The sequence below is a fragment of the Aedoeadaptatus acetigenes genome, assembly GCF_025566985.1.
In the GTDB taxonomy this organism is placed as follows: Bacteria; Bacillota; Clostridia; order Tissierellales; family Peptoniphilaceae; genus Aedoeadaptatus; species Aedoeadaptatus acetigenes.
Window position 1 is genome coordinate 1 of sequence record NZ_JAOQJD010000020.1, and the last position, 20,321, is coordinate 20,321.

Annotated in this window: 19 protein-coding genes and 1 other RNA gene; 15 read left to right on the forward strand and 5 right to left on the reverse strand. The window is 44.1% G+C overall.

What is annotated here, in order from left to right; genetic code table 11:
• The 3 genes from OCV31_RS09075 to sppA form a co-directional block, all read right to left on the reverse strand.
• Nucleotides 1-1,266, reverse strand: a 1,266-nt coding sequence (locus OCV31_RS09075; RefSeq protein ID WP_148474528.1) for an IS1182 family transposase, incomplete at its 3' end; no start/stop codon positions are given.
• A 149-nt stretch (nucleotides 1,267-1,415) separates the two neighbouring features.
• Nucleotides 1,416-2,204, reverse strand: a complete 789-nt coding sequence (locus OCV31_RS09080; protein ID WP_148474530.1) for an RDD family protein — start codon at nucleotides 2,202-2,204, stop codon at nucleotides 1,416-1,418.
• Complete coding sequence (gene sppA, locus OCV31_RS09085; RefSeq protein WP_148474532.1) at nucleotides 2,204-3,217, reverse strand: signal peptide peptidase SppA; 1,014 nt, start codon at nucleotides 3,215-3,217, stop codon at nucleotides 2,204-2,206. Before sppA ends, OCV31_RS09080 begins: the two co-directional genes overlap by 1 nt.
• A 93-nt stretch (nucleotides 3,218-3,310) precedes the next feature.
• On the opposite strand from sppA, the gene OCV31_RS09090 reads away from it, so the two are divergent.
• From OCV31_RS09090 to ssrA, 6 genes are all read left to right on the forward strand, one after another.
• Nucleotides 3,311-3,868 carry a DUF2140 family protein gene (locus OCV31_RS09090; protein ID WP_148474535.1) on the forward strand — a complete coding sequence of 186 codons (558 nt, stop codon included), beginning with the start codon at nucleotides 3,311-3,313 and terminating at the stop codon, nucleotides 3,866-3,868.
• Nucleotides 3,869-5,131, forward strand: coding sequence for a hemolysin family protein (locus tag OCV31_RS09095; RefSeq protein ID WP_148474537.1), 1,263 nt, complete (start codon nucleotides 3,869-3,871; stop codon nucleotides 5,129-5,131).
• Nucleotides 5,132-5,143: 12 nt separating this feature from the next.
• Nucleotides 5,144-6,325, forward strand: a complete 1,182-nt coding sequence (locus tag OCV31_RS09100; RefSeq protein WP_148474539.1) for a cation diffusion facilitator family transporter — start codon at nucleotides 5,144-5,146, stop codon at nucleotides 6,323-6,325.
• The gene (locus tag OCV31_RS09105) at nucleotides 6,318-7,112 is read left to right on the forward strand and encodes a TraX family protein (protein ID WP_148474541.1); all 795 of its coding nucleotides are present in this window, start codon (nucleotides 6,318-6,320) and stop codon (nucleotides 7,110-7,112) included. Before OCV31_RS09100 ends, OCV31_RS09105 begins: the two co-directional genes overlap by 8 nt.
• A gap of 21 nt (nucleotides 7,113-7,133) precedes the next feature.
• Entirely contained in the window at nucleotides 7,134-8,900 is a 1,767-nt protein-coding gene (locus OCV31_RS09110) for an ABC transporter ATP-binding protein (protein WP_148474543.1), read from the forward strand.
• A gap of 81 nt (nucleotides 8,901-8,981) precedes the next feature.
• Nucleotides 8,982-9,332: a transfer-messenger RNA gene (gene ssrA / locus OCV31_RS09115) on the forward strand.
• Between the two features lie 139 nt (nucleotides 9,333-9,471).
• Here ssrA and OCV31_RS09120 read toward each other — a convergent pair.
• Together OCV31_RS09120 and lexA are read right to left on the reverse strand one after the other, a co-directional pair.
• Nucleotides 9,472-10,638 (reverse strand): tyrosine-type recombinase/integrase, encoded by a 1,167-nt coding sequence (locus OCV31_RS09120; protein ID WP_108831230.1) that lies wholly within the window; start codon nucleotides 10,636-10,638, stop codon nucleotides 9,472-9,474.
• Nucleotides 10,639-10,791: 153 nt separating this feature from the next.
• A complete protein-coding gene (gene lexA / locus OCV31_RS09125) occupies nucleotides 10,792-11,424 on the reverse strand; it encodes a transcriptional repressor LexA (RefSeq protein ID WP_068455308.1) in 633 nt (210 codons plus the stop codon).
• A 163-nt stretch (nucleotides 11,425-11,587) separates the two neighbouring features.
• Between lexA and OCV31_RS09130 the strand changes: the two genes are divergently transcribed.
• The 9 genes from OCV31_RS09130 (at nucleotide 11,588) to OCV31_RS09170 (ending at nucleotide 20,271) form a co-directional block, all read left to right on the forward strand.
• Entirely contained in the window at nucleotides 11,588-11,803 is a 216-nt protein-coding gene (locus tag OCV31_RS09130) for a helix-turn-helix domain-containing protein (RefSeq protein WP_159082042.1), read from the forward strand.
• Between the two features lie 119 nt (nucleotides 11,804-11,922).
• Nucleotides 11,923-12,168, forward strand: coding sequence for a helix-turn-helix domain-containing protein (locus OCV31_RS09135; RefSeq protein WP_108831232.1), 246 nt, complete (start codon nucleotides 11,923-11,925; stop codon nucleotides 12,166-12,168).
• 191 nt (nucleotides 12,169-12,359) lie between these two features.
• A complete protein-coding gene (locus tag OCV31_RS09140) occupies nucleotides 12,360-12,680 on the forward strand; it encodes a hypothetical protein (RefSeq protein WP_108831233.1) in 321 nt (106 codons plus the stop codon).
• 14 nt (nucleotides 12,681-12,694) lie between these two features.
• Nucleotides 12,695-13,687 carry a hypothetical protein gene (locus OCV31_RS09145; protein ID WP_108831234.1) on the forward strand — a complete coding sequence of 331 codons (993 nt, stop codon included), beginning with the start codon at nucleotides 12,695-12,697 and terminating at the stop codon, nucleotides 13,685-13,687.
• Nucleotides 13,684-14,265 carry a replicative helicase loader/inhibitor gene (locus tag OCV31_RS09150; protein WP_159082043.1) on the forward strand — a complete coding sequence of 194 codons (582 nt, stop codon included), beginning with the start codon at nucleotides 13,684-13,686 and terminating at the stop codon, nucleotides 14,263-14,265. The genes OCV31_RS09145 and OCV31_RS09150 overlap by 4 nt, the downstream gene beginning before the upstream one ends.
• A gap of 466 nt (nucleotides 14,266-14,731) precedes the next feature.
• Nucleotides 14,732-15,043, forward strand: a complete 312-nt coding sequence (locus tag OCV31_RS09155; RefSeq protein ID WP_108831236.1) for a hypothetical protein — start codon at nucleotides 14,732-14,734, stop codon at nucleotides 15,041-15,043.
• Nucleotides 15,044-15,051: 8 nt separating this feature from the next.
• Nucleotides 15,052-15,552, forward strand: coding sequence for a hypothetical protein (locus tag OCV31_RS09160; RefSeq protein ID WP_148474545.1), 501 nt, complete (start codon nucleotides 15,052-15,054; stop codon nucleotides 15,550-15,552).
• A gap of 59 nt (nucleotides 15,553-15,611) precedes the next feature.
• A complete protein-coding gene (locus OCV31_RS09165) occupies nucleotides 15,612-19,088 on the forward strand; it encodes a stalk domain-containing protein (protein WP_148474547.1) in 3,477 nt (1,158 codons plus the stop codon).
• A 64-nt stretch (nucleotides 19,089-19,152) separates the two neighbouring features.
• Nucleotides 19,153-20,271 (forward strand): type IV secretory system conjugative DNA transfer family protein, encoded by a 1,119-nt coding sequence (locus OCV31_RS09170; RefSeq protein ID WP_148474549.1) that lies wholly within the window; start codon nucleotides 19,153-19,155, stop codon nucleotides 20,269-20,271.
• Nucleotides 20,272-20,321 lie beyond the last annotated feature (50 nt).

Genomic DNA, 20,321 nt, shown 5'->3' on the forward strand with positions numbered 1-20,321 from the left:
ACGCTGGTTGGTGTAGCGAAGGCCATGGTATTCTTTGGCGCTGCCGAATTGCCGTTCGATGGTTTCTTTGCGTTGTTTGTATTCTGCTTTTCCTTGGGTGGTGTAGCGGTAGTCTTCCGCGACGTCCAGGGCGTCTTGCCAGAGGTGGCGAGTGACGGTTTTTTGATGGTTTTTGCTGGCGGTGCAACGGTGAAGGGTAGGACAGTTTTTGCAGATTTTTGGATTGCTTTTGTATTCGCGGTAGCCTTCACGTGTCGTGGTGCTGTAGGGGAGGATGGTTTCTTCCGGGCAGAGGTAACAGTCGTAGTAGGCGTCGTAGACGAAGTCGCGTTTGTAGTAGGGGTCGTCGAGGGCCGGTTTGTGTTTGGGCCGGGTGTAGGGGAAGACGGGCAGGATGTCTTTTTCAAGGAGGGTTTTGGCGATGGCCGGGGTTTTGTAGCCGGCGTCCATGACGAGTTTTTCCGGTTTTAACGCTTGGAGTTTGGGGAGGAAGTCGAAGAAGGTGCTGCTGTCGTGGCGGTTGCCGGGAAAGCTTTGACAGGCAAGAATCCATCCGTGTCGGTCGCAGGCGGTTTGGATGGTGTAGGCAAAGACTTCTTTGTGCTCGCCTTTGTGAAAGAGGCCGCTTTCAGGATCGGTGGTGGATTGGGTGATGGTGGTGGTATCGGTGGGCGGATTTTTCGGTGGTTTGAGGTCGTCTTTTCCGTGTGCGTTTCGATCGTCGGCAATTTCTTTTTCAAGCTGTTGTTGGTAGCTTCGCACGTGTTTTTTCACCACGGCTTTTTTGTTTTTGTGGCGATTGGCATGGGCTTTGACGTGGGTGGCATCGACGAATTGGAGGCGTGTGTCGACGAAGCCTTGGTCCATGGCTTGTTGAAGGATGTTGGTGAAGATGGACTCAAAGAGGTCGGTGTCTTGAAAACGCCGACGGTAGTTTTGCCCAAAGGTGGTGAAGTGGGGGATTTTATCGTAGAAGTCGAGTCCCAAGAACCAACGATAGGCCAGGTTGACTTCGACTTCTTTGATGGTTTGGCGCATGCTGCGAATGCCATAAAGGTGTTGAAGGAAGACGAGTTTAATGAGAACCACGGGGTCGATGCTGGGTCGGCCGTTGTCTAGACAGTAAAGGTCTTCCACCAGGTCATAGATGAAGTCGAAGTCCACGTAACGGTCAATTTTTCGCAAAAGATGATCTGTCGGCACGAGTTGATCCAGAGCAATCATTTGAATTTGTTCTACTTTTTTCTTGTCTTCTTTATGTAGCATGGTGGCCTCCTTTTTTTCTATTTTACTATAATTGAGGCGAATGCTGTTTGATGACACAAAAAAAGGAAGGGTGAATCGGTTGATTCACCCTCCCTTTGTCATCACTCTGAACTGCGGCGTCCTTGACCGCAGTTTATTAATGCTCGGGTTTAAATTTCGTAGGCGTAAAAGAGTTCGCCTTCATTCTTTTCCACGGCATAAAGGGCGTCTTTCACCACATAGGTGTCCGAGAGGAAGTCGCCGAGGTTGCGCTTGCGCTCGGAGAAGGCGGTGATGACGTAGAGCAGGACGAAGGTGGTTTGAATGAATCGGCAGAAGCCTTCGCGAATCACCACGGTGGTCCAAGAGAGGCGGGGCTCCTCGGGATGAATGACCCGGATCCCCGTGATCATTTTTCCGAGGCTTTGGCCGTTGGTAAAGTAAGTGGAGAGGATGAAGTAGAGATAGAAGAAGAAACCGTTCACGGCCTTGGCGGCCATGCTTCCTTCCGTGAGGAGAAGGGCGTTAATGGGCGATGCGAAGATGCCCGCAAAGGCGCCGGCCACGACGGCGTCGATTAAAAAGGCCACGGTGCGAATCCAAAAGCCCGCCGCCACCATGGCGGAGATCGGGTGGCTGTAACGACGCCTTACAGGCTTGGGATCGAAGGTGCCGTCTTGCGCGCGATGGAGCTCGGAAACCGGCGCGGGGTCTTCGACTTTCTCCTCGCTTGCGGCCGCATCGGCCGTTATTTCCTCCGCCTCAGCTTCTTGCTCAACTTCATCTCGGATGTTCGCCTCATAATGGGCAGGCGCTTCCGAAAAATTCTCGTGTACGTTTTTGTTCAGTGCCTCGGCCATGGCTTTGGCATTTGTTTCCGTCTCTTTTGGCACCTCTTTCTCGCGATGAAAGAGGCCTTTTTTCTTTTCGGTGAAGGGATCGTAGTGTTGGCCTTTCATTATTCACCTCCGTAGAGGTACATGGGCCGGTCGTTGTCGGCAAGGGCGCCGAGCACGAGCTTGGCCGCCAATTCCTTGTCCGAGGCCTTTTGGCTGAAGAGGGAGGCGAAGAAACCGTCGCCCAATCCCTTGGTGTAGTTAAAGACCTCGGGGTTGTCGCATTTGATGGCCTTTTTCAAAGCGGCGAGGGCATCTTCTGAATAGCCCAATTCGTCCACCAGGCCCTTTTGCTTGGCCTGCTTGCCCGTAAAGACGGAACCGTCGGCCAAGGGACGCAGGGTGGCCATGTCCATGTGGCGGCCCTGGGAGACCACGTTCAGAAATTCGCCGTAGAGATCGTCGACGACGCTTTGTAAAATGGCCCGCTCTTCGTCGGTCATGGGGCGGGTGTTGCTGCCGATGTCTTTGTGGGCGGCGCTTTTAATGGTTTGATCGGCGATGCCCAATTTATCCATAAGGCCCGAAAGATTGGTGCCCCCCATAATGACGCCGATGGAGCCGGTGAGGGTGGAGGGGGCGGCGTAAATTTTCGTCGCCGGCGCGGAAATGTAGTAGCCGCCGCTGGCCGCGGTGTTGCCCATGGCCACGTAGACAGGCTTTTTTGCATCCACAATGGCTTTGATCCGCTTGTGAAGCTCGGCGCTTTCGTAGACGCCGCCGCCCGGGGAGTTCACCTTCAAGAGCACGCCCTTAATGGTGTCGTCTTCAAAGACATTTTCCAAGGCGTTAAGGGTGGCCTTGTGGTCGTAGCTTTCGGTTAGAAAAGAAGCTTGGGGCACGTTCATAATGGCGCCTTCCACGCTGATCACGGCGATGCGCTTGGCGGAATCGCCCTCTTCGATGACTTCTTCGTTCATGCCGTTTACGGCATTCATAAGGGATGCTTCCATTTTTTTCATGCGGGCTTCGCTGTTGATCTTGTCGCTGATGCCGCTTGAGATGGCGCTGATTCCAAGAATCAACACGGCGACGCCCACGGCGATCCACCGCCGGGTGTTCATTTTTTCCAGCATAAATCCTCCTTACTGCTACAATTGTTTTTCGTATTATAGTATGATAAACGTAGTACGATTGCGTACAAAAAAATCATATCACAGGAGCGTACCATGCACAATTGCCCGTGGAAAATTGCGTTTCTTTTGCTTTTGGCGGTGAACCTCATGGTTCTTCTCGGCCTGTTTCTTTTGTCCCGGCCCGAGGATTTGCCTCAGGAGGAAGAAACGGCGGCAACAGAAAAATCGAATTACGAAATCACCTTGACGAAAGAGGCCCTGGAAAGCGCCCTGCGCCGCGGGTTGAAAGAAAGCGGCAGCGACGCCCGCTTTTCTATCGCCGACGGCTTTTATTTCCGCATACCCGTTCAGGCCTACGGCATGAAGAGCGAGCTGGTCTTAAAGACGCAGCCTGTGGCCCATAAAGACGGCACCGTGCACATGAAATTGGAGCGTTTAAATTTGGGGCGCCTTCCTTTGCCGGAAGGGGCGGCCCTTTCCATGGCACAGGAGGCCGTGTCCATTCCGGGACTCAAGCTTTTGCCGGCGCAACGGGAAATCGTCTTGGATCCCAACGCTTTTATGCCGGAGCACATGGGCACCCTTCGGGCCAAGGTGTTGGATGTAAAAAATCACCGCTACGTATTTGAAGGAAATTTGGGAGCGAATTAAATGGAAGATGTTTGGCTATATATACCAATTGTTGCGATTTTAATCGCCTTATCGGGCTTTTTCTCCTCGTCTGAGACGGCGCTCACCTCGGTGAATCAAATTCGCCTGCGCCAACGGGCCACGGAAGGAGACAAAAAAAGCATGACCGTCTTGAAGCTTTTGGAGAAACCTCAAGATGTGATCTCCAGCATTTTAATCGGCAACAATATCGTGAACATCGCCTCTTCGGCGGTGGCCACGGTGTTTTTCACGCAGCTTTTCGGCGCCAGCGGCCCGGTGGTAGCCACGGTGGTCATGACGATTTTGGTCTTGATCTTCGGGGAGGTGCTGCCGAAAACCGCCGCCCAACAACAGCCGGAAATGATCAGCCGAAAAGTGTCGAAGCCCATTTCGAGGATCACGACGATCTTCAAACCCGCGGTCTTTCTGTTGTCGGCCTTAACGGGCTTGGTGACGAAATGGCTTTTTTCCCACGTGGACGAAGCCCCCACCATTACGGAAGAAGAATTCAAGACCTTGGTGGAAGTGGGGGAAGAAGAAGGGGTTCTGCAACGGGAAGAGCGGGCCTACATCGACAATGTCCTGGATTTTTCTTCGGCCACGGCCTCGGACATGATGAAGCCCCGCACTTCTGTGGTGGCCCTGGACGTGGAGGCCACGGAAGAGGAAATTTTTGAGCTTTTAAAAGACAATCGGTACAGCCGCATTCCCGTCTACGAAGATTCCATCGACCACATTATCGGCATCCTGTACATGAAAGATGTGGTGCGTCTCTTGGCGCAAGGGGAGACGATTTGCCTGAGAGAAATCCTTCGGGATCCTTATTTTATCGGCGAAAGCGCCGTGGCGGATCGCATTTTCCGCGAGCTCAAGGCGCGGAATCTCTCCATCGCCGTGGTGGTTGACGAGTACGCCGGCACCAGCGGCATTATTACCATGGAAGATATTTTGGAAGAGCTCGTGGGCAATATCGACGACGAGTACGATTTGGAAAATTCCGCCGTGATTTTTCTGGAAAGCGGCGTGTATTTAGTGGATCCGGAGCTGAGAATCGACGAAATTAACGACTACTTCCACATGAATTTGGAAAGCGAAAAGTCCGACTCCATCGGCGGCTTCGTCATCGAGCTTTTGGACCGCATTCCCAAGCAGGGGGACGTGGTGCGCTACGGCGACATTCTGTTTACGGTAAACGAAATGCAGGGCCTGAAGATGACGAAGCTGAAGATGGATCTGAGGCCGGAATCGCAGAGCGCCCTTTAATGTGAGGAATTTATGCTGGATAAACTGATACAGAAAAAAATGCCGGATCCCAAAGATCAGGCCGTGCGAAGCGCCATGGGCAGACAAGCCGCCGTTTTGGGCATCGTGCTGAACTTTCTCTTCGCCCTGTCGAAAATCGTCATCGGCACCTTGGCCGGCGCCATTTCCATGATCGCCGACGGTTTAAATAACACCATGGACTTAATGAGTTCAGTGATCGCCCTCGGAGGCTTTCACTTTGCCGCCATGCCGGCGGACAGAAACCATCCCTACGGCCACGCCCGTATGGAATATTTGGCCTCTTTTCTCGTGAGCCTGATCATCATCTGGACCGGGCTCAGCCTTTTGTGGGAATCGGCAAAGACCATCCTTCACCCCGAGGTCATGGAAACATCGGCCCTCGCCGTAGGCGTTCTCATCTTTGCCATGGTAGGGAAGGTGTTTTTGTATCGCTACAATGTGGCTCTCGGCGAGGCCATGGATTCGGAGCTTCTCGTGGCCACGGGCTACGACGCCCGAGGCGACGTGTTTGCCACGGCGGCGGTTCTTTTTTCCCTCCTGGTCTATCACTTTTTTTCCGTGAACATCGACGGATGGATGGGCCTCATCGTGGCGGGGATCATTTTAAAAAGTGGCTGGGACAGCCTGAAGGAGACGGTGGATTCCCTTTTGGGCAGAAAAACCGATCCGGAGCTGGTCCGCGCCATTATGAAAGACATTAAGAGTTATCCGGTGGCTTTGGGCGTCCACGACATGATGTATCACGACTACGGCGCCAACAATCAATTTCTCACCCTCCACGTGGAGGTCAACAGCCAAGACGACGTCATGAAAATTCATCAGGACATCGACGAAATCGAGCGGGACATCGAAGCCAAGTACCGCATGGCCACGACCATCCACATCGATCCCATTCGCATCGACGATCCGAGGAGCAACGCCCTTTACGATTACGTGAAGAAGAAGCTCCGGGAAGTGGATTCCCGCCTGGATCTCCACGATTTTCGCATCGTCACTCGAAAGGACGGCCTGAATTTAATTTTCGACGTGCTTCTGCCCATGGATTTGGAGGGCAAGGCCAAAGACATCGACGCCGAATTAAAGTGGAAGGTGGAAAAAGACCATCCGGAGTACGCCCTGGTGGCGACCTACGACATGGACTACCAGAATTTATTGGAGGATAAAGATGAATAGGCTTTTATCGCCTCAGGCAAAAGATAGCCTTTTGGCCGCATGGCACAGGGAAAAGGGCCTTTCCGGCAACGCCCTGAAGATGATCGCCTGTGTGTTTATGTTTTTCGACCACATGAGCCAGGGCGTGGCCTTAAACAGCCTGGGCTTTACGCCGGCTTATGTGGTGAATTCCCTGGGCATTCCCGTCCTGTCGGACCTTCCCACGGCGAGCCTTCTCGCCACCATCGCGACTTTGGCCGGGCGCATCGCCTTTCCCATCTTCTGCTTTTTTCTCGTCCAGGGCGTGCTGCTTAGCGGGGACTATAAAAAACAAATTCAGAGACTTTTGCTCTTTGCCTTCATCGCCGAAGTGCCCTTCGATTTGGGCCTCTTCGGGCAGATTTTTTATTGGGATCACCAAAACGTGCTCTTCGAATTGGCATTGGGGGCAGCCACCATCGTCGGGATGAAGAAAATCCTCGACGGAGACAAAAATGGGAAGCAAGCTTATGCCGTGTTGCTCTTTATCGCCGCGGCCATTCTCGCCGAAGTCTTGAAATTCGACTACGGCTCCGTGGGAATTATCGCCATGGTCTTGCTTTATCTGGCCTGCAACGATCGCCGACGCACCATGCTCATGGGCCTCATCGCCTTTTTCTTCGAAGCGCCCTTGTATGGCACGGTGTATCTGTCTCTGCCTTTAATCTATCAATACAACGGCAAGCGGGGCCGAGGCGGCCGCTGGTTCTTTTACATTTTCTATCCCGCCCACTTACTGGCACTTTATTTCATTTCTCTGATTCTTTAAAAACCGACAGAAAGGTGTGTTATGACATTTTCTTCGAAAATTAAATCCATTAAACCCTACTTTGCCTCGTATCGAGGCATTTTGTTTACCGATCTTCTATGCGCCGGGCTCACCACCGTTTCGGAAATTACCTTGCCCATGATCCTGCGCCATTTAACCAATCTCGGCGTAAAAGACATCAACCTCATTACGCCCCATTTAATCGCCCGATTGGCCCTATTATTTTTCGTCATTAAGGCCGTGGAAATTATCGCCGCCTACTACATGACCAACATCGGCCACATGATGGGGGCGAACATCGAAAAAGACATGCGCCGGGACGTGTACAATCATCTGCAGACCTTGAGCGCCTCTTTCTACAACGACACCCAAGTGGGCCAGATCATGAGCCGCATCACCAACGACCTCTTCGACATTACGGAATTTTCCCACCACGCGCCGGAAGAATACTTTATCGCCGCGGTAAAAGTCATTACCACCTTCGTGATCCTCGTATCCATTCACGTGAAGCTCACCTTGGTCCTTTATTTGATGATCCCCATTATGCTCGTGGCGGCCAGGAAATTTCGCATCCGCATGCTGGAAGCGCAGCGGAAGCAGCGGGCCAGAATGGGGGATTTAAACGCCACCATCGAAGATTCCATCTCCGGCATCCGCGTCACGAAATCCTTCGCCAACGAAGACATCGAACAGGCCCGCTTCGACGACGAAAACACCCGCTTTTTAGAAACCAAGCGTGAATACTACAAGGCCATGGCGGGCTTTAACGCCGTGACCAGAAACTTCGACGGCATCATGTATCTCATCGTCATTATCGCCGGGGGCTGGTGCATGATGGCTGGGGAAATTCTCCCCGGCGACATGGTGGCCTACATTATGTACGTGACCACCATGGTGGCCACGGTGCGGCGCATTATCGACTTCACCGAAACCTTCCAAAAAGGCCTCACCGGCATTGAGCGCTTCAACGAAATCATGGCCACGGAAAGCGACATTAAGGACAAAGCCGGCGCTGTGGACTTGGTGGACGCCGAGGGCGCCATCGCCTTCGAGCACGTGGACTTTTCCTACGAAGGCAAATTCAAGGTGCTGGACGACTTCCATCTGGCCATTCACCCGGGAGAGAAAGTGGCTCTGGTGGGCCCATCCGGCGCGGGAAAAACCACCATCTGCAATCTCATTCCCCGCTTTTGGGACGTGGATCACGGCGCCGTGAAAGTCGACGGCCACGACGTGCGTGACCTTACCTTACAGAGCCTGAGAAAAAGCATCGGCATGGTGCAACAAGACGTGTACCTCTTTAACACCAATGTCATGGAAAACATTCGCTACGGCCGCCCGGAAGCCACCGACGAGGAAGTCATGGAAGCGGCGAAGCTGGCCAACGCCTACGACTTCATCATGGATCTGGAGGAGGGCTTCCAAACCCACGTGGGCGAGCGGGGCGTAAAGCTTTCCGGCGGACAGAAACAGCGGATCTCCATCGCCCGCGTTTTCTTGAAAAACCCGTCTATCTTGATTCTGGACGAAGCCACCTCGGCCCTGGACAACGAAAGCGAAATGATCATCCAACATTCCCTGGACGCTCTCACCGAAGGCCGCACCTCCATTACCATCGCCCACCGGCTCTCCACCGTGGAAAACGCCGACACCATTCTGGTCATGGAAAAAGACAAAGGCATTGTGGAGCGTGGAAACCACAAAGAGCTCATGGCCAAGGGCGGATTGTACCACTACCTCTACACCAAAGGCGGCGATTTGGTGGAAAACTTCGATACGACAAATTGAGACGAGACTCGGCAGTGCCGGGTCTTTTTTCGCGAGCGATTGACAGATAGGGCAAAAAACGATATTCTGGTAGATACCTATGGGGACGAAATGGCTTCGACGGGGATTCGGAACCCGGGGTAGCAAGCCGTTGATGAGTCAGGCAACGTAAAAATGGCTCAAAAAATTAAATGCTAACGAAAACAACGTAGCACTGGCAGCGTAAATTACGCTACCCACGGAACTAAGAGGACCACGGCTTAGGGAAGTGTCAAATCAGTGGTGAAACGTCATCGGTCAAGCTTTGCCCCGATGCCGGAATTCATGAAGCTACCTTAATGCGACCTTTTGTTTTTCTTTTCGCCTTAAGGGAAATTTAAAGAAAAACTGAGCTTGGAGAAACCTCGGTGGAAGAGTTCTCGGACGCGGGTTCGACCCCCGCCGTCTCCACCATACAATTTCAAAGGGTTTCAAATAATCTTGAAACCGCATGTTTAAGCCATTTGTTATTTTTGAAATAGCAAGTGGCTTTCATTTTATCTCAAATAATCTCGAACGGTTGCACACTCCGTTGCACACTGAAAGCATAGTTTCATATAATGCCGTCTAATAAATCGACTGCCGATTTTTTAGAATCATCTAATACTGTTACATAAATTTCCGTTGTTCGTATATCATAATGTCCCAACAGCAATTGAATAGTTCGAACAGGAACGCCTTGTTCATAAAGCCTAGTAGCATAACTATGGCGAAGCTCATGGAATGTAAAAGTAGGTAGATTGATACTTTCGCAAATTGTTTTAACTCTTCTTGTGGGACGCTTACTTTCAATATAATTTCCCTTATCGTCTGGGAAGATTAAATTCCGGTCTATAAAATGGTCAGAGTCTCGTTTTAAATTTAAGGTAATTTCCTTTTGGCGATTCAACATTTTTATAGTAGTATCTGTAACCGGTATTTCTCGTATACTGGTGTCGCTTTTGGGAACGCTTATTTCTCTGTGCCAGGTTTTTTCTCCATTTTCCTTAATCTCAGCACTTTTTCTATATTGTTTATTGATTATAATAGAGTGTCCAGTATAGTCTTCCCAAGTTAGTGCTGTAATTTCGGCAAGACGACCACCAGTGGCAAGCGACATATATATGAAATTATCTAGAGAAGTGTTTTTTAAATTGGAAACAAATTTTTGTTGTTGTTCTGCCGTCATAGGCATAGATCGTTTTTTTATTTTCGAATTGCGTTTGGGTATCGTGACTGAGGCAATGGGATTTTTATAAATATCTTCATGATTCATTGCGAAGTCAAGACAATGCTTTATAATTCTATAGTTTTTTTGTATTGTGGGGAGTGGATATTTTTTTTGTAAATCATCAAAGTGGTATTGTAGGTGAGTTGCTTTTAAGTCTTTCATTTTGATTTTAGCAAGTGTAGAATTTTTAATTCGTAATCTATATTCCGTTTCATATTTTTGAAAACTTGTTGGCATAATTTTTTCTTTTTTGGAAGAAAAGATCCAGTGTTTAAAATAGTCTGCGAAAACTTCATCTGAAGGTTCGATAAGAATATTTTTATCTGCTAAGACCTGAAATTCTCGTAGCTTTTTAACGACTGTTTGGCGATCATACCCGCCGACGGTTTTTCTAATTGCTTTGCCATTATTATCTACTTCAATTGTGACAGCTCCACGATAATAAACTCGTCCATTGCGTATTTCTGTCCAGATACTTCCGTCACCATTGGCTCTTTTGATTTTTTTCATAATGTCACCTCATATCTAGAAAGTAAAGTCTTACAAATCTTGATATAGGCACTTTCGCATGATAAGATAAATGTGTCACCAGTACCTTCATGCGAAGGTGCTTGCCTCCAGTCAGTCGACTGGAGGCTTTTTTATTTACTTACTATAAATCAGTTATATCTTACTTAATTTATAAACAGCTTTACCAATAATTGAAATGTTTGAGTGGTTATCAAAAAGCATAGGTTTATACTTTGGGTTTTCTGCTCGAAGTTCAACTACATCATTTCCATGCTTGTAGACCTTCTTCAATGTCGCAGAGTCATCGATAAGAACAGCAGCGATTTCGCCATTTTCGACGTCAGGTTGCTGCCTAATAAAGACTATATCACCATCAAAAATGTAAGAAAGCACCATTGAGTCACCAGAGACTCTAAGACAAAAATCAGCGTTGATTTTTTTATCTAGGCTAATATATTCTTCTATATTCTCTTCAGCTAAAACTGGTACACCTGCAGCAATGGTTCCTATTAAAGGGTATTGCTTCGTGGAAGGTGGATTTATGGCATTAGTAATATTATTAAAGTCTTCATTGCCATAGAAGAGCCAGTTTATAGAAACATTTAATTTCTCGGCTATTTTAAGTGCCATAGAGTATGCTGGATCATTACGTCCAGACTCATATCCGGAGATAACACTTTTACTAGTACCAAGTTTATTAGCGAGTTCTTCCTGAGACCAGTCTTTGGAGAGCCTAGCCTTTTTAACTCTGGCACCAAAGTTTTTTAGATTTTCTTGTTTTTTCATCTAACAACCTCCTGTACATATAGTCTATCAAAGGGTGTTCGAAATTTCAATCGTTGCACGTAATAAAAAGAAAAAAGTTCGAAATATAGGTTGACATTTAATTATAGCATTGCTAATATAAATGTATGTTCGAGATATAGAACTGTCCAAAGGAGGAAATATTATGGAAGTATCCTACAATAAATTAAAAGGACTAATGGCTGAAAAGGGATTTACCATTCGTTCGTTGTCTAAAAATACAGGAATTCCTGTAAGTACACTGTCCAATAAATTAAATGGTTTAACAGAGTTTAAAACAAGTGAAATCCTAAAGATATCCTACATTTTAGGTATTTCTGATGTGACAGAATATTTCTTACTGCAAAAGTTCGAGATATAGAACGGATTGCAAAATAAGATGTACATTTTTCTTAATTCTTTTTTGGCGTTACCGAGTTGAAATTATTGTTAAATCACTATGTTGTTTTATGCTAAACAACGACAAATAAGGAGTTAAATATGGAAGCAGTTGCATTGAATGACGTTGGATTTAATGAAGTTAAAAAGCAATTACAAAATATAGAAAATCTATTAGTTGAAAATAACAAATATGGTTTGTCCGTAAAAGAAGCTGCTAGATATAGCGGTATCGGAAGGACTCAGCTATACCGCCTCATGGAAAGTGGAGAACTTGATTATAAGCAAGTGACACCACAAAAGAGAATTATCACGAAAAAAGCTCTAAATGACTACTTGGAAAGATAGTGGTTGGCTATGGTAGTAACCTCAAAAGAAAGAGCGAACTATATAAGACTAAAACTGGTTAGCGTTATTTTCGCTGTCGATCTCGCCCTTAACGACAAGTGCAAATGCAATTGGAATGAAGATATTATAAAGAGCCTTATTGAGACACGTGACATGTGCCGGAGGACTTTGAATGAATTGGAGGAAGTCATATGAAAGCATATTGTTTAAATGACTTAATAAACTGGGATTCAATCGATTATGATGACGTTACTATTGAGAGACTAATAATTGATGATTCGGTCGAAAAGATTATGATGCCCGGAGAAAGTAAAACGTGGTTTTATACAGATGACTATAACGTTTATAAGTGGTACGAAAGCTATTCAGATGCTTTAGCCACGATAAATGAAGCTGTTGAATACGGATTGATTTCAACAAAGGAATTTCGAGAGTGGAGATTCTTGCACTGTAAACAGCCTGATGATCTTATAGAGTTTGCGGAAGAATTAGAAAGATCTTTCGTTTTTTAAGGAGGATCTTGTATATGCAAAATAGCCTAAAACAACTTCTTCTTGGGTGGTCAGGATTTATTGCGATTAATCGTAAAGTTTTGAAAGTTCTCGGATTAGACAGAGCCTATCTTCTTAGCATTCTTGCTGAAGGAGAAGAGATGTTTTCTAAAAAAGGCGACGATGAGGGTTGGTTTTATCAAACAGTCAGCTCAATAGAAAACATGTCCGGTTTCTCGCAATCGAAGCAATACAGGCTACTTAAAGAATTTGAAGATATGGGAATACTTTCAGTCAAGTTCGACGGTTTTCCACAAAGGAGATATTTAAAGCTTCACTACGACGCAATCGAAAAAATAGTTTTTGGTGAAAATGAACAAGCTCCAGAGGATCCAGTGCCACAAAATGATGAAGTCAAAATGAATGAACAGGGTCTTCAAAATGACTGCTCAGAGGATTCATACAGTCAAGATGAATTACCAGATCAGTCAAAAGGAATTACCAGATCAGTCAAAGCGAATGACCAGATCAGTCAAACTGAATTACCAAATCAGTTAAACGGAATGACCAGATCAGTCAAAAAGACTGCTTTATATAATAAAGAAAGTAGAGATAAAGAAAGTATTAATCTAAAACATAGTATAAATAACCCCAATAAAGAAATCGCCGGGGGAAGTCAAAAATTTAATTCAGTCGAAAAAAACGAGGAATCAGATGAGAATGAAATTACGAATCTCGTATTTTTCTTTACCTCAAACTTTGAACTTCAGGACGCATTATTTAACTTTATTGCTTATCGAAAAGAGTTAGGTGCTGCTATAACTCCGTCTATATTGCCAATGTTTCTTGACGAATTAAAGGAGATAGGTTCGACGGAAAAAGAAATGATCGATGTCCTCAAGCAGTCCATGGTGAACGGTTGGAAAAGAATATTACCGGTTCATCAGCAAAATACTATGAATCATACACCTAAAACTGTTGTCGATGAAGTGGCGGACTTTTATGAATGGCGTGGAGGTGTGTCATGACAATTAGTGATGACGACAGGGCTGTAGCGGAATGTTTAAGTGTGCTAAAAGCGGCTTATCCACAATATAAATTTTTAACTGATCACGCAATGATGGAGTTGTGGCATCGCAAATTGTCGGTACTGGATCCTGAAAAAAGAAGACTCGCTATTGAGTTTTGGATTAATACCGAGAGGTTCCCTCCGGCTATATCCGACATTTACGAGTTGTGCAGTCCCAAATCTTTGCCGAATAAAGATTGGTCTGAGGCATGGCAACTAGTCCAGAGAGCAATACAACGGTTTGGTGCGTCTCGTGAAATTGAAGCTATGAATTGGCTACAATCTGAAGATTCTATGACGGCAGAAGCTGCTAGAAGATTAGGATTTCAAAATTGCTGCCTATCACAAAATATCGCTCAGGAAAGAGCGAACTTTAGAATGATCTATCAGAGCATGGAAGAAAAACAAAAAGCAGACGAACGCTTTATGCGTTTACCGGTCGGCTTACGTTATGAGGAAAGGAGCAAGGATTTTGCCGAACTTAACATTAACGAAAGATCAATTAAGCCAGTATCACTGTTTAAAGCGGGAAATTAAATTACTTTCTGAACGACTAGATAATCTCGACGCAGAGGTTACAGATACTGTCGTCGGTTCGAATAGCTCGTTTCCTTTTCAGAAAATGCACATAACAATTCGTGGTAGGGAAACTCAATCAGACTACACGACTGCTTTGAAGAAGCTATTAACACAAAGGCTGAATAAATCAGTCGAATCTCTTTATAAAATTGAGTCATTTATATCGACAATCGAGGACGATCGAGTCCGCTATGTTTTTACAAGACGATATATCGACAAATCTAGTTGGAAGCGGATATCCGGAGAAATGGGGAGTAATGATGAAAGCTATGCCCGTAAAATACACGACCGTTACATTAAAAGGTATTTTTAAATTTGTCCGTTTTGTCCGTTTTTTGTCCGTTTTGGGCGTTTTGTCCGTATAGCATAGATAGTGAGGGAAGCTAATACTTCTCGTTGTACGACGTAAGAAGGGTGAATTTAGATGATTAATGATTTTTTGTTAGACCGTGTTTTTAAGAGTGCGAAAGACCCAAAGGAGTGGTGCGTATCGTTTAAAGGAATGGACTATGATGAGTGGCAACCTCTTTCCGCAAATGAGTTTATTCGTGAAGTTGAATTAAAGAACTCGTGGAATGATGTTGATCCTGAAATTTACGAAAAAGCATTAGGAACCGTCGGTATAGACTTTGCTTCATATGACGATCCTGATGAAATGTGGGAAGATTTCCTACTTGCAGTCAAAAGAACAATCGATAGTTGGCAGCAAGAAAATCAAATTATAACTCGTAGGTAGGTGATCTCATGGGAATGGGCATACAAGAAGGCTTAGCTGATAGTGTGCATGATAGACGTAAAGTAATGTTTTTTCTGGATTTATCCAGAAAGCTTTTTACAAATATCAGTTCATCGCCAGTACAAAAAGCCACGTATGACGACATGAAAATATGGGAGGAACGACAGAAAATGAATGGTCAACTTGATCAAGAACAGGTTATCTCTACAGATTTACAAGAAGAGTTAGTAAAAGCCTGTGATAAGGAAGGCATTCAATTTGCCGTTGCACCTATTGATGATGAAAAGTTTCGACTGTACTTTCACGCTAAAGACACTAAACAAGTCGATCAGGTTCTAAAAAGGACATATCAAGGTTTAGAGGCAAAACGAGAGCGTGAAGGCGACAGGAAACCTTATAAAGAACGCTATAATGCTGCTAAAGAAATTCGTGATGAATTACGAGAAAAAGCAGCTAATAGTAGAGAAGATAAGTTAAAACAAAAAGACCGAGGAATGAATCGAAACTAAAATTCAGGCGAAAGCCTTTTATTATAAATATTAGTTAACTATCCAAGGAGGAAATAATAATGGTGAAAAAAATTACACGAAAGAAAGCACTTAGTTTGGCACTTGCGGGATTAATGCTTGCACCGAGCTTACCTATTCAAAGTTTTGCTCAAGGAGCTAATCAAGGAGCAAAGGTAGAGTCAGGTACAAACAAGAACGTTCAATCAAAACAGTATATATGGGGAAAATATAATGTAAGTAAAACAGAGTCCGGAGAACCTAAACTGGGAGACATCCGATCATTTGCTACTAATGGAAACTATGGAGTATATAAAGGCATTGGGGAAATAGGAGGCGGTTTTCCGGGTATTAAAGTTGATGGATATTTAAAAGCCACTATTGTGCCTGGAAATATGGTAAAACTATCTCAACCATATCAAAAGTACTTTGAAGCAAGTTACGGTGGTCCAGTTAGTGGTGAACTGCCAAGTACACTTTATACAACTGGTGCAGATTATATTGTTGACAACGACGCTTATCCAAAGGGAGACTATTTTTCTCCAGAAATTAGAATGCATTCCTTTGTTTTAGCTGATATAAGTCAAGTTGAAGTTATAAAAAATGGAAGAGTAACAGTATCTAAGAGTAGTCCAAATGCTGAATATTTGGGAGATCTATATCGAATTGTAGGGGCAGAAGAGGTGTCTTCGAAATCTAACTATATCGAAGATGTTACTGCTCCTAAAGGAACCTATCCTAACAATGGTGAAAAAGATGGATTCTGGTATGTTTTAAAAGGTGAGGCACCGACTGATCCGACTGTTAATACAGCGAAATCAGAAAGCGACGACGATATTAAAGGTGCCATTGACAATCTGCCTGAAGGTGCAAAGGTAGACGTTGTATCTCGACCTGAGCGTACAGCATATACACCTGAAATCAAGGAATTAACAGTTAAGCCCGGCGAAAAGGCAGACTTAACCCAAGCGATTACCAATCCGAAAGAAGGAGTTAAAATCGAAGAAAAGACTCCTGTAGACACCAGTAAGGTTGGAAAGCAAACCGGAGCTATCACTGTAACTTTACCGGCGGAAAGGAAAAATGCGAAAGCAAAAATCACATTTAAAGATCAATCGACGAAAGAAGTAGACGTACCTGTCGAATTTAAAGAGTTAAGTAAAGACTATGACGTAACGGTTAATGTAAAAGAAGCAGCTGTTAAGGTTACTCTTAACTACGTTGACGAATCCGGTAAAACTGTAGCTACAAAAGAAATGTCCGTTGAATCCGGAAGTAAAATTAAATTGACGGAAATTCCTGAACTCTTTGGTTACAAGTTACTCTCTACTGATGACATTACTGTTAGCGAAGACGGTCAAGCTGTTACTGTAAAAGTAAAAGATCTGAATGCCGAAATTAAAAGCCTGGAAGATCAATTGAACGCCAAAAAAGGCGAACTTAGCAAACTTGAAGAACAACTGGCTGCTGAAAAAGCGAAAGGCGAACAAGACAGGGCTAAAATTGCTGAGCTTGAAAAAGCAATTAATGACAAAAAGGCTGAGATTGACAAACTCAATAAGCAAATTGGCGATCTCGACGAAGTCATTAAGCAACTTCAAGAAAAGCTCAATGGGCTGAAAGGTAATCTAGAAGAAGCAAACAAAGAGCTTGCTAAATCTAAAAACGACTTAGAAAATCTTAAAAAAGAATTAGAAGCCAAGATCACTAATCTTAACGGTCAAATTGCAGATAAAGATGCTAAAGGCAAAGACCTTGAAAAACAATTAGCTACTGAAAAAGCAAAAGGCGATCAAGACGCCACGAAGATTGCTGAACTTGAAAAAGCGATCAAAGATAACAATGACGCAAAAGACGCCTTGAATAAGGAAAAAGAAGGTTTAGCAAAAGAACTCGCCGACAAAGAAGCTAAAATTGCTGAACTTGAAGCAAACGCTAAAAAGCTAGAAGGTAATGTAAAAGACCTTGAAGCAAAAATTAAAGATCTAATTAGTGGTAAAGCTGTTGATGCCGAAACTATGAAAGCTCTCCAAGATCAATTAGAAAAGGCAAAAGCAGAAAATCAAAAGCTCGCAGATAACCTTAGCGCACTAGAAAAAGCAATTGCAGAAAAAGAAGCCGAAATCGGTAAATTGAATGATAAAGTCGGAAGCCAATCCGAACTCATTAAAGCACTGCAAGCGAAGCTCGATGAAATGAAGAAGGATTTAGGAGAAGCTAACAAAAATCTGTTAGATTCCAAATCTGAACTTGATAACCTCAAAAAAGAACTTGCTGATAAAATTGCAGCACTGAATGATCAAATTGCCAGCAGAGATGCGAAAGGTAAAGACCTTGAAAAACAACTTGCCGACGAAAAAGCAAAAGGTAATCAAGACACCGCTAAGATCGCAGAGTTAGAAAAAGCAATTAAAGATAACAACGACGCAAAAGACGCCTTGAATAAGGAAAAAGAAGGTTTAGCAAAAGAACTCGCCGACAAAGAGGCTAAGATTACTGAACTTGAAGCAAACGCTAAAAAGCTAGAAGGTAATGTAAAAGACCTTGAAGCAAAAATTAAAGACTTGATCGACGGTAAGTCCGTTGACGCAAGCGCTTTAAAGAAAGCTGAAGAAGCATTAGCACAAGCAAAAGCTGATAATGCAAAACTTGCCGATGAAGTGAAGAAGCTTCAAGATAGCCTGAAAACTGAAAAAACAGCAAGTGCTGAAAAAGATAAAGAGCTATCTAAACTACGTGAAGAAGCAAAGGCAAACCACGATTCCAACCTTTCCGAACTGAAGAAGGAACTAAAGAAAGAACTTGATAGAGCGGATAAAGTCGATCGTAAACGCCTAAGCGAACAAGAAAACAAAAAACTCGATGAAGTTATTAAGAAGGCTAAAGATATTTTTGCCAAAAAAGATGCTAAAGATGATGAAGTAAAACAAGCAATCAAGGATTTAAAAGAAACCTTGAAACCTTACGAAAACTTTATTTTCGATGACAAGCATATCAATGGGTTGCTCGGCAAAAACATCAAGTCCTTAAAAGACTTTATCGACAAGGTAGAAAAAGCAATTGGCGGAACCTTGATCGAAGAGGAAACCATTAGCAAAGACAAAGAATACACTGCATTAAAATATGTCTTTATGGTTAATTCCAACAAATATGCACAAGCAACGAATAAAGACACTAAGATCTACAAAATGGACGTTAGCCCCTTTATTCGAAACAGCAGAACCATGTTACCGCTCCGGTATGTAGCTAACGTACTAGGTGCCGATGTTAAGTGGGATAATGGAACAAGAACTGCTACCTTCACCAAAGACGGTATGGAAGCAAAAATCAATATCGACGAAGGTAAGACCATTAAGGTTGCCGGAAAATCGGTAGAACTTTCTGCGAAACCTGAAATCGTACAAGACAGAATCTTTGTACCGTTAACAGATATTTCGAAGGTATTCGAAGTAACCAATGGCAATACCGATGACGGTATTAACCAAGACATTGAGTGGAACAAAGACAATAGAACGGTTACCGTTCACATTGCAAGATAAGATAGTACTTGATGGGAAGGGGGATATTCCCTCTTCCCATTCTTTTACTTAAAAAGGGCTATTTATGGATATTATCAATCAAATTTCAAAAGACATTCAGGATTATGTGGATTCTAAAATACAGGATTTGAGAGAAGTCAATAAGAAAACGCTGTTTGCGTTGATTTTCCCCTATATACTATTTTTCTTTTTCTTTAATCGACTTTTCTTTTTAATCGATCGTGTTTCCTTTGGGTTTGCATTTAAAAATCTGGCGATGTGTTTTAATACTGAAATTCCACTTATACCCTTGGGAAAATTTACACTCTATGCCTTAGCTGCAAGTGTACTCATTCGAATTATCGTATGGCAGAAAGCTAAAAATGCGAAGAAGTTTCGAAAAGGCGAAGAATATGGATCTGCTAAATGGGCAGATCATAAAGATATCAAGCCATACATTAATAGCAGCGATCCTGACGAGAATATTATTCTGACAAAGACAGAATCATTAACTATGGAAGAAAGAATGCCGGTAACTAAAAAGAAGTTCGAGAGAAATAAAAATGTTCTGGTAATCGGCGGTTCCGGCTCAGGTAAAACACGCTTCTATGTAAAACCTAATATTATGCAACAGCATAGCTCCTACGTTATAACAGACCCGAAAGGCAGTCTTTTGACGGAGACGGGAAAAATGCTTGCTCGTGGCAAGATCGTGACTAAAAAAGATAAAAAAGGCAAGAAGAAAGCAGTTCGTGAAGCTTATCAAATTAGAGTGTTTAATACAATCAACTTTAAAAAGTCCATGCACTATAATCCTTTCGCCTATGTAAGAACAGAAAAAGACATCTTAAAGCTTGTAAATACTTTGATGATTAATACAAAAGGTGAAGGCAGTCACTCAGGAGAAGACTTTTGGGTTAAAGCAGAACGTCTACTTTACTGTGCATTAATTGCCTACATCGTATTTGAACTTGAAGAGAAAGATCGTAACTTTGGAACGCTAGTGGATATGATCGACAATTCTCAGGTAAGTGAAGAGGACGAAAGCTATAAAAACATTATCGACATCATGTTTGAAGAACTTGAAGAGCGGAAAAAGGACTGCTTTGCAGTCCGTCAATATAAGAAGTATAAATTAGCAGCCGGAGTAATAGAATTAAGGAGAACACTTAATCACTATTTTAGTGAAATATGTACTTCTTAATTCTTTTTTTATTGAAAAATTAAGAGAAAGGGGGTAAAAATGAGGAATTT

Bases quoted from the DNA above. Each gene is read 5' to 3' on its own strand.
- sppA (WP_148474532.1), bottom strand. From the start codon at position 3,217: ATGCTGGAAAAAATGAACACCCGGCGGTGGATCGCCGTGGGCGTCGCC.
- OCV31_RS09080 (WP_148474530.1), bottom strand. From the start codon at position 2,204: ATGAAAGGCCAACACTACGATCCCTTCACCGAAAAGAAAAAAGGCCTC.
- OCV31_RS09140 (WP_108831233.1), top strand. From the start codon at position 12,360: ATGAAAGCATATTGTTTAAATGACTTAATAAACTGGGATTCAATCGAT.
- OCV31_RS09090 (WP_148474535.1), top strand. From the start codon at position 3,311: ATGCACAATTGCCCGTGGAAAATTGCGTTTCTTTTGCTTTTGGCGGTG.
- OCV31_RS09100 (WP_148474539.1), top strand. From the start codon at position 5,144: ATGCTGGATAAACTGATACAGAAAAAAATGCCGGATCCCAAAGATCAG.
- OCV31_RS09135 (WP_108831232.1), top strand. From the start codon at position 11,923: ATGGAAGCAGTTGCATTGAATGACGTTGGATTTAATGAAGTTAAAAAG.
- OCV31_RS09110 (WP_148474543.1), top strand. From the start codon at position 7,134: ATGACATTTTCTTCGAAAATTAAATCCATTAAACCCTACTTTGCCTCG.
- OCV31_RS09165 (WP_148474547.1), top strand. From the start codon at position 15,612: ATGGTGAAAAAAATTACACGAAAGAAAGCACTTAGTTTGGCACTTGCG.
- OCV31_RS09170 (WP_148474549.1), top strand. From the start codon at position 19,153: ATGGATATTATCAATCAAATTTCAAAAGACATTCAGGATTATGTGGAT.
- lexA (WP_068455308.1), bottom strand. From the start codon at position 11,424: ATGAAAAAACAAGAAAATCTAAAAAACTTTGGTGCCAGAGTTAAAAAG.
- OCV31_RS09145 (WP_108831234.1), top strand. From the start codon at position 12,695: ATGCAAAATAGCCTAAAACAACTTCTTCTTGGGTGGTCAGGATTTATT.
- OCV31_RS09160 (WP_148474545.1), top strand. From the start codon at position 15,052: ATGGGAATGGGCATACAAGAAGGCTTAGCTGATAGTGTGCATGATAGA.
- OCV31_RS09095 (WP_148474537.1), top strand. From the start codon at position 3,869: ATGGAAGATGTTTGGCTATATATACCAATTGTTGCGATTTTAATCGCC.
- OCV31_RS09120 (WP_108831230.1), bottom strand. From the start codon at position 10,638: ATGAAAAAAATCAAAAGAGCCAATGGTGACGGAAGTATCTGGACAGAA.
- OCV31_RS09155 (WP_108831236.1), top strand. From the start codon at position 14,732: ATGATTAATGATTTTTTGTTAGACCGTGTTTTTAAGAGTGCGAAAGAC.
- OCV31_RS09150 (WP_159082043.1), top strand. From the start codon at position 13,684: ATGACAATTAGTGATGACGACAGGGCTGTAGCGGAATGTTTAAGTGTG.
- OCV31_RS09105 (WP_148474541.1), top strand. From the start codon at position 6,318: ATGAATAGGCTTTTATCGCCTCAGGCAAAAGATAGCCTTTTGGCCGCA.
- OCV31_RS09130 (WP_159082042.1), top strand. From the start codon at position 11,588: ATGGAAGTATCCTACAATAAATTAAAAGGACTAATGGCTGAAAAGGGA.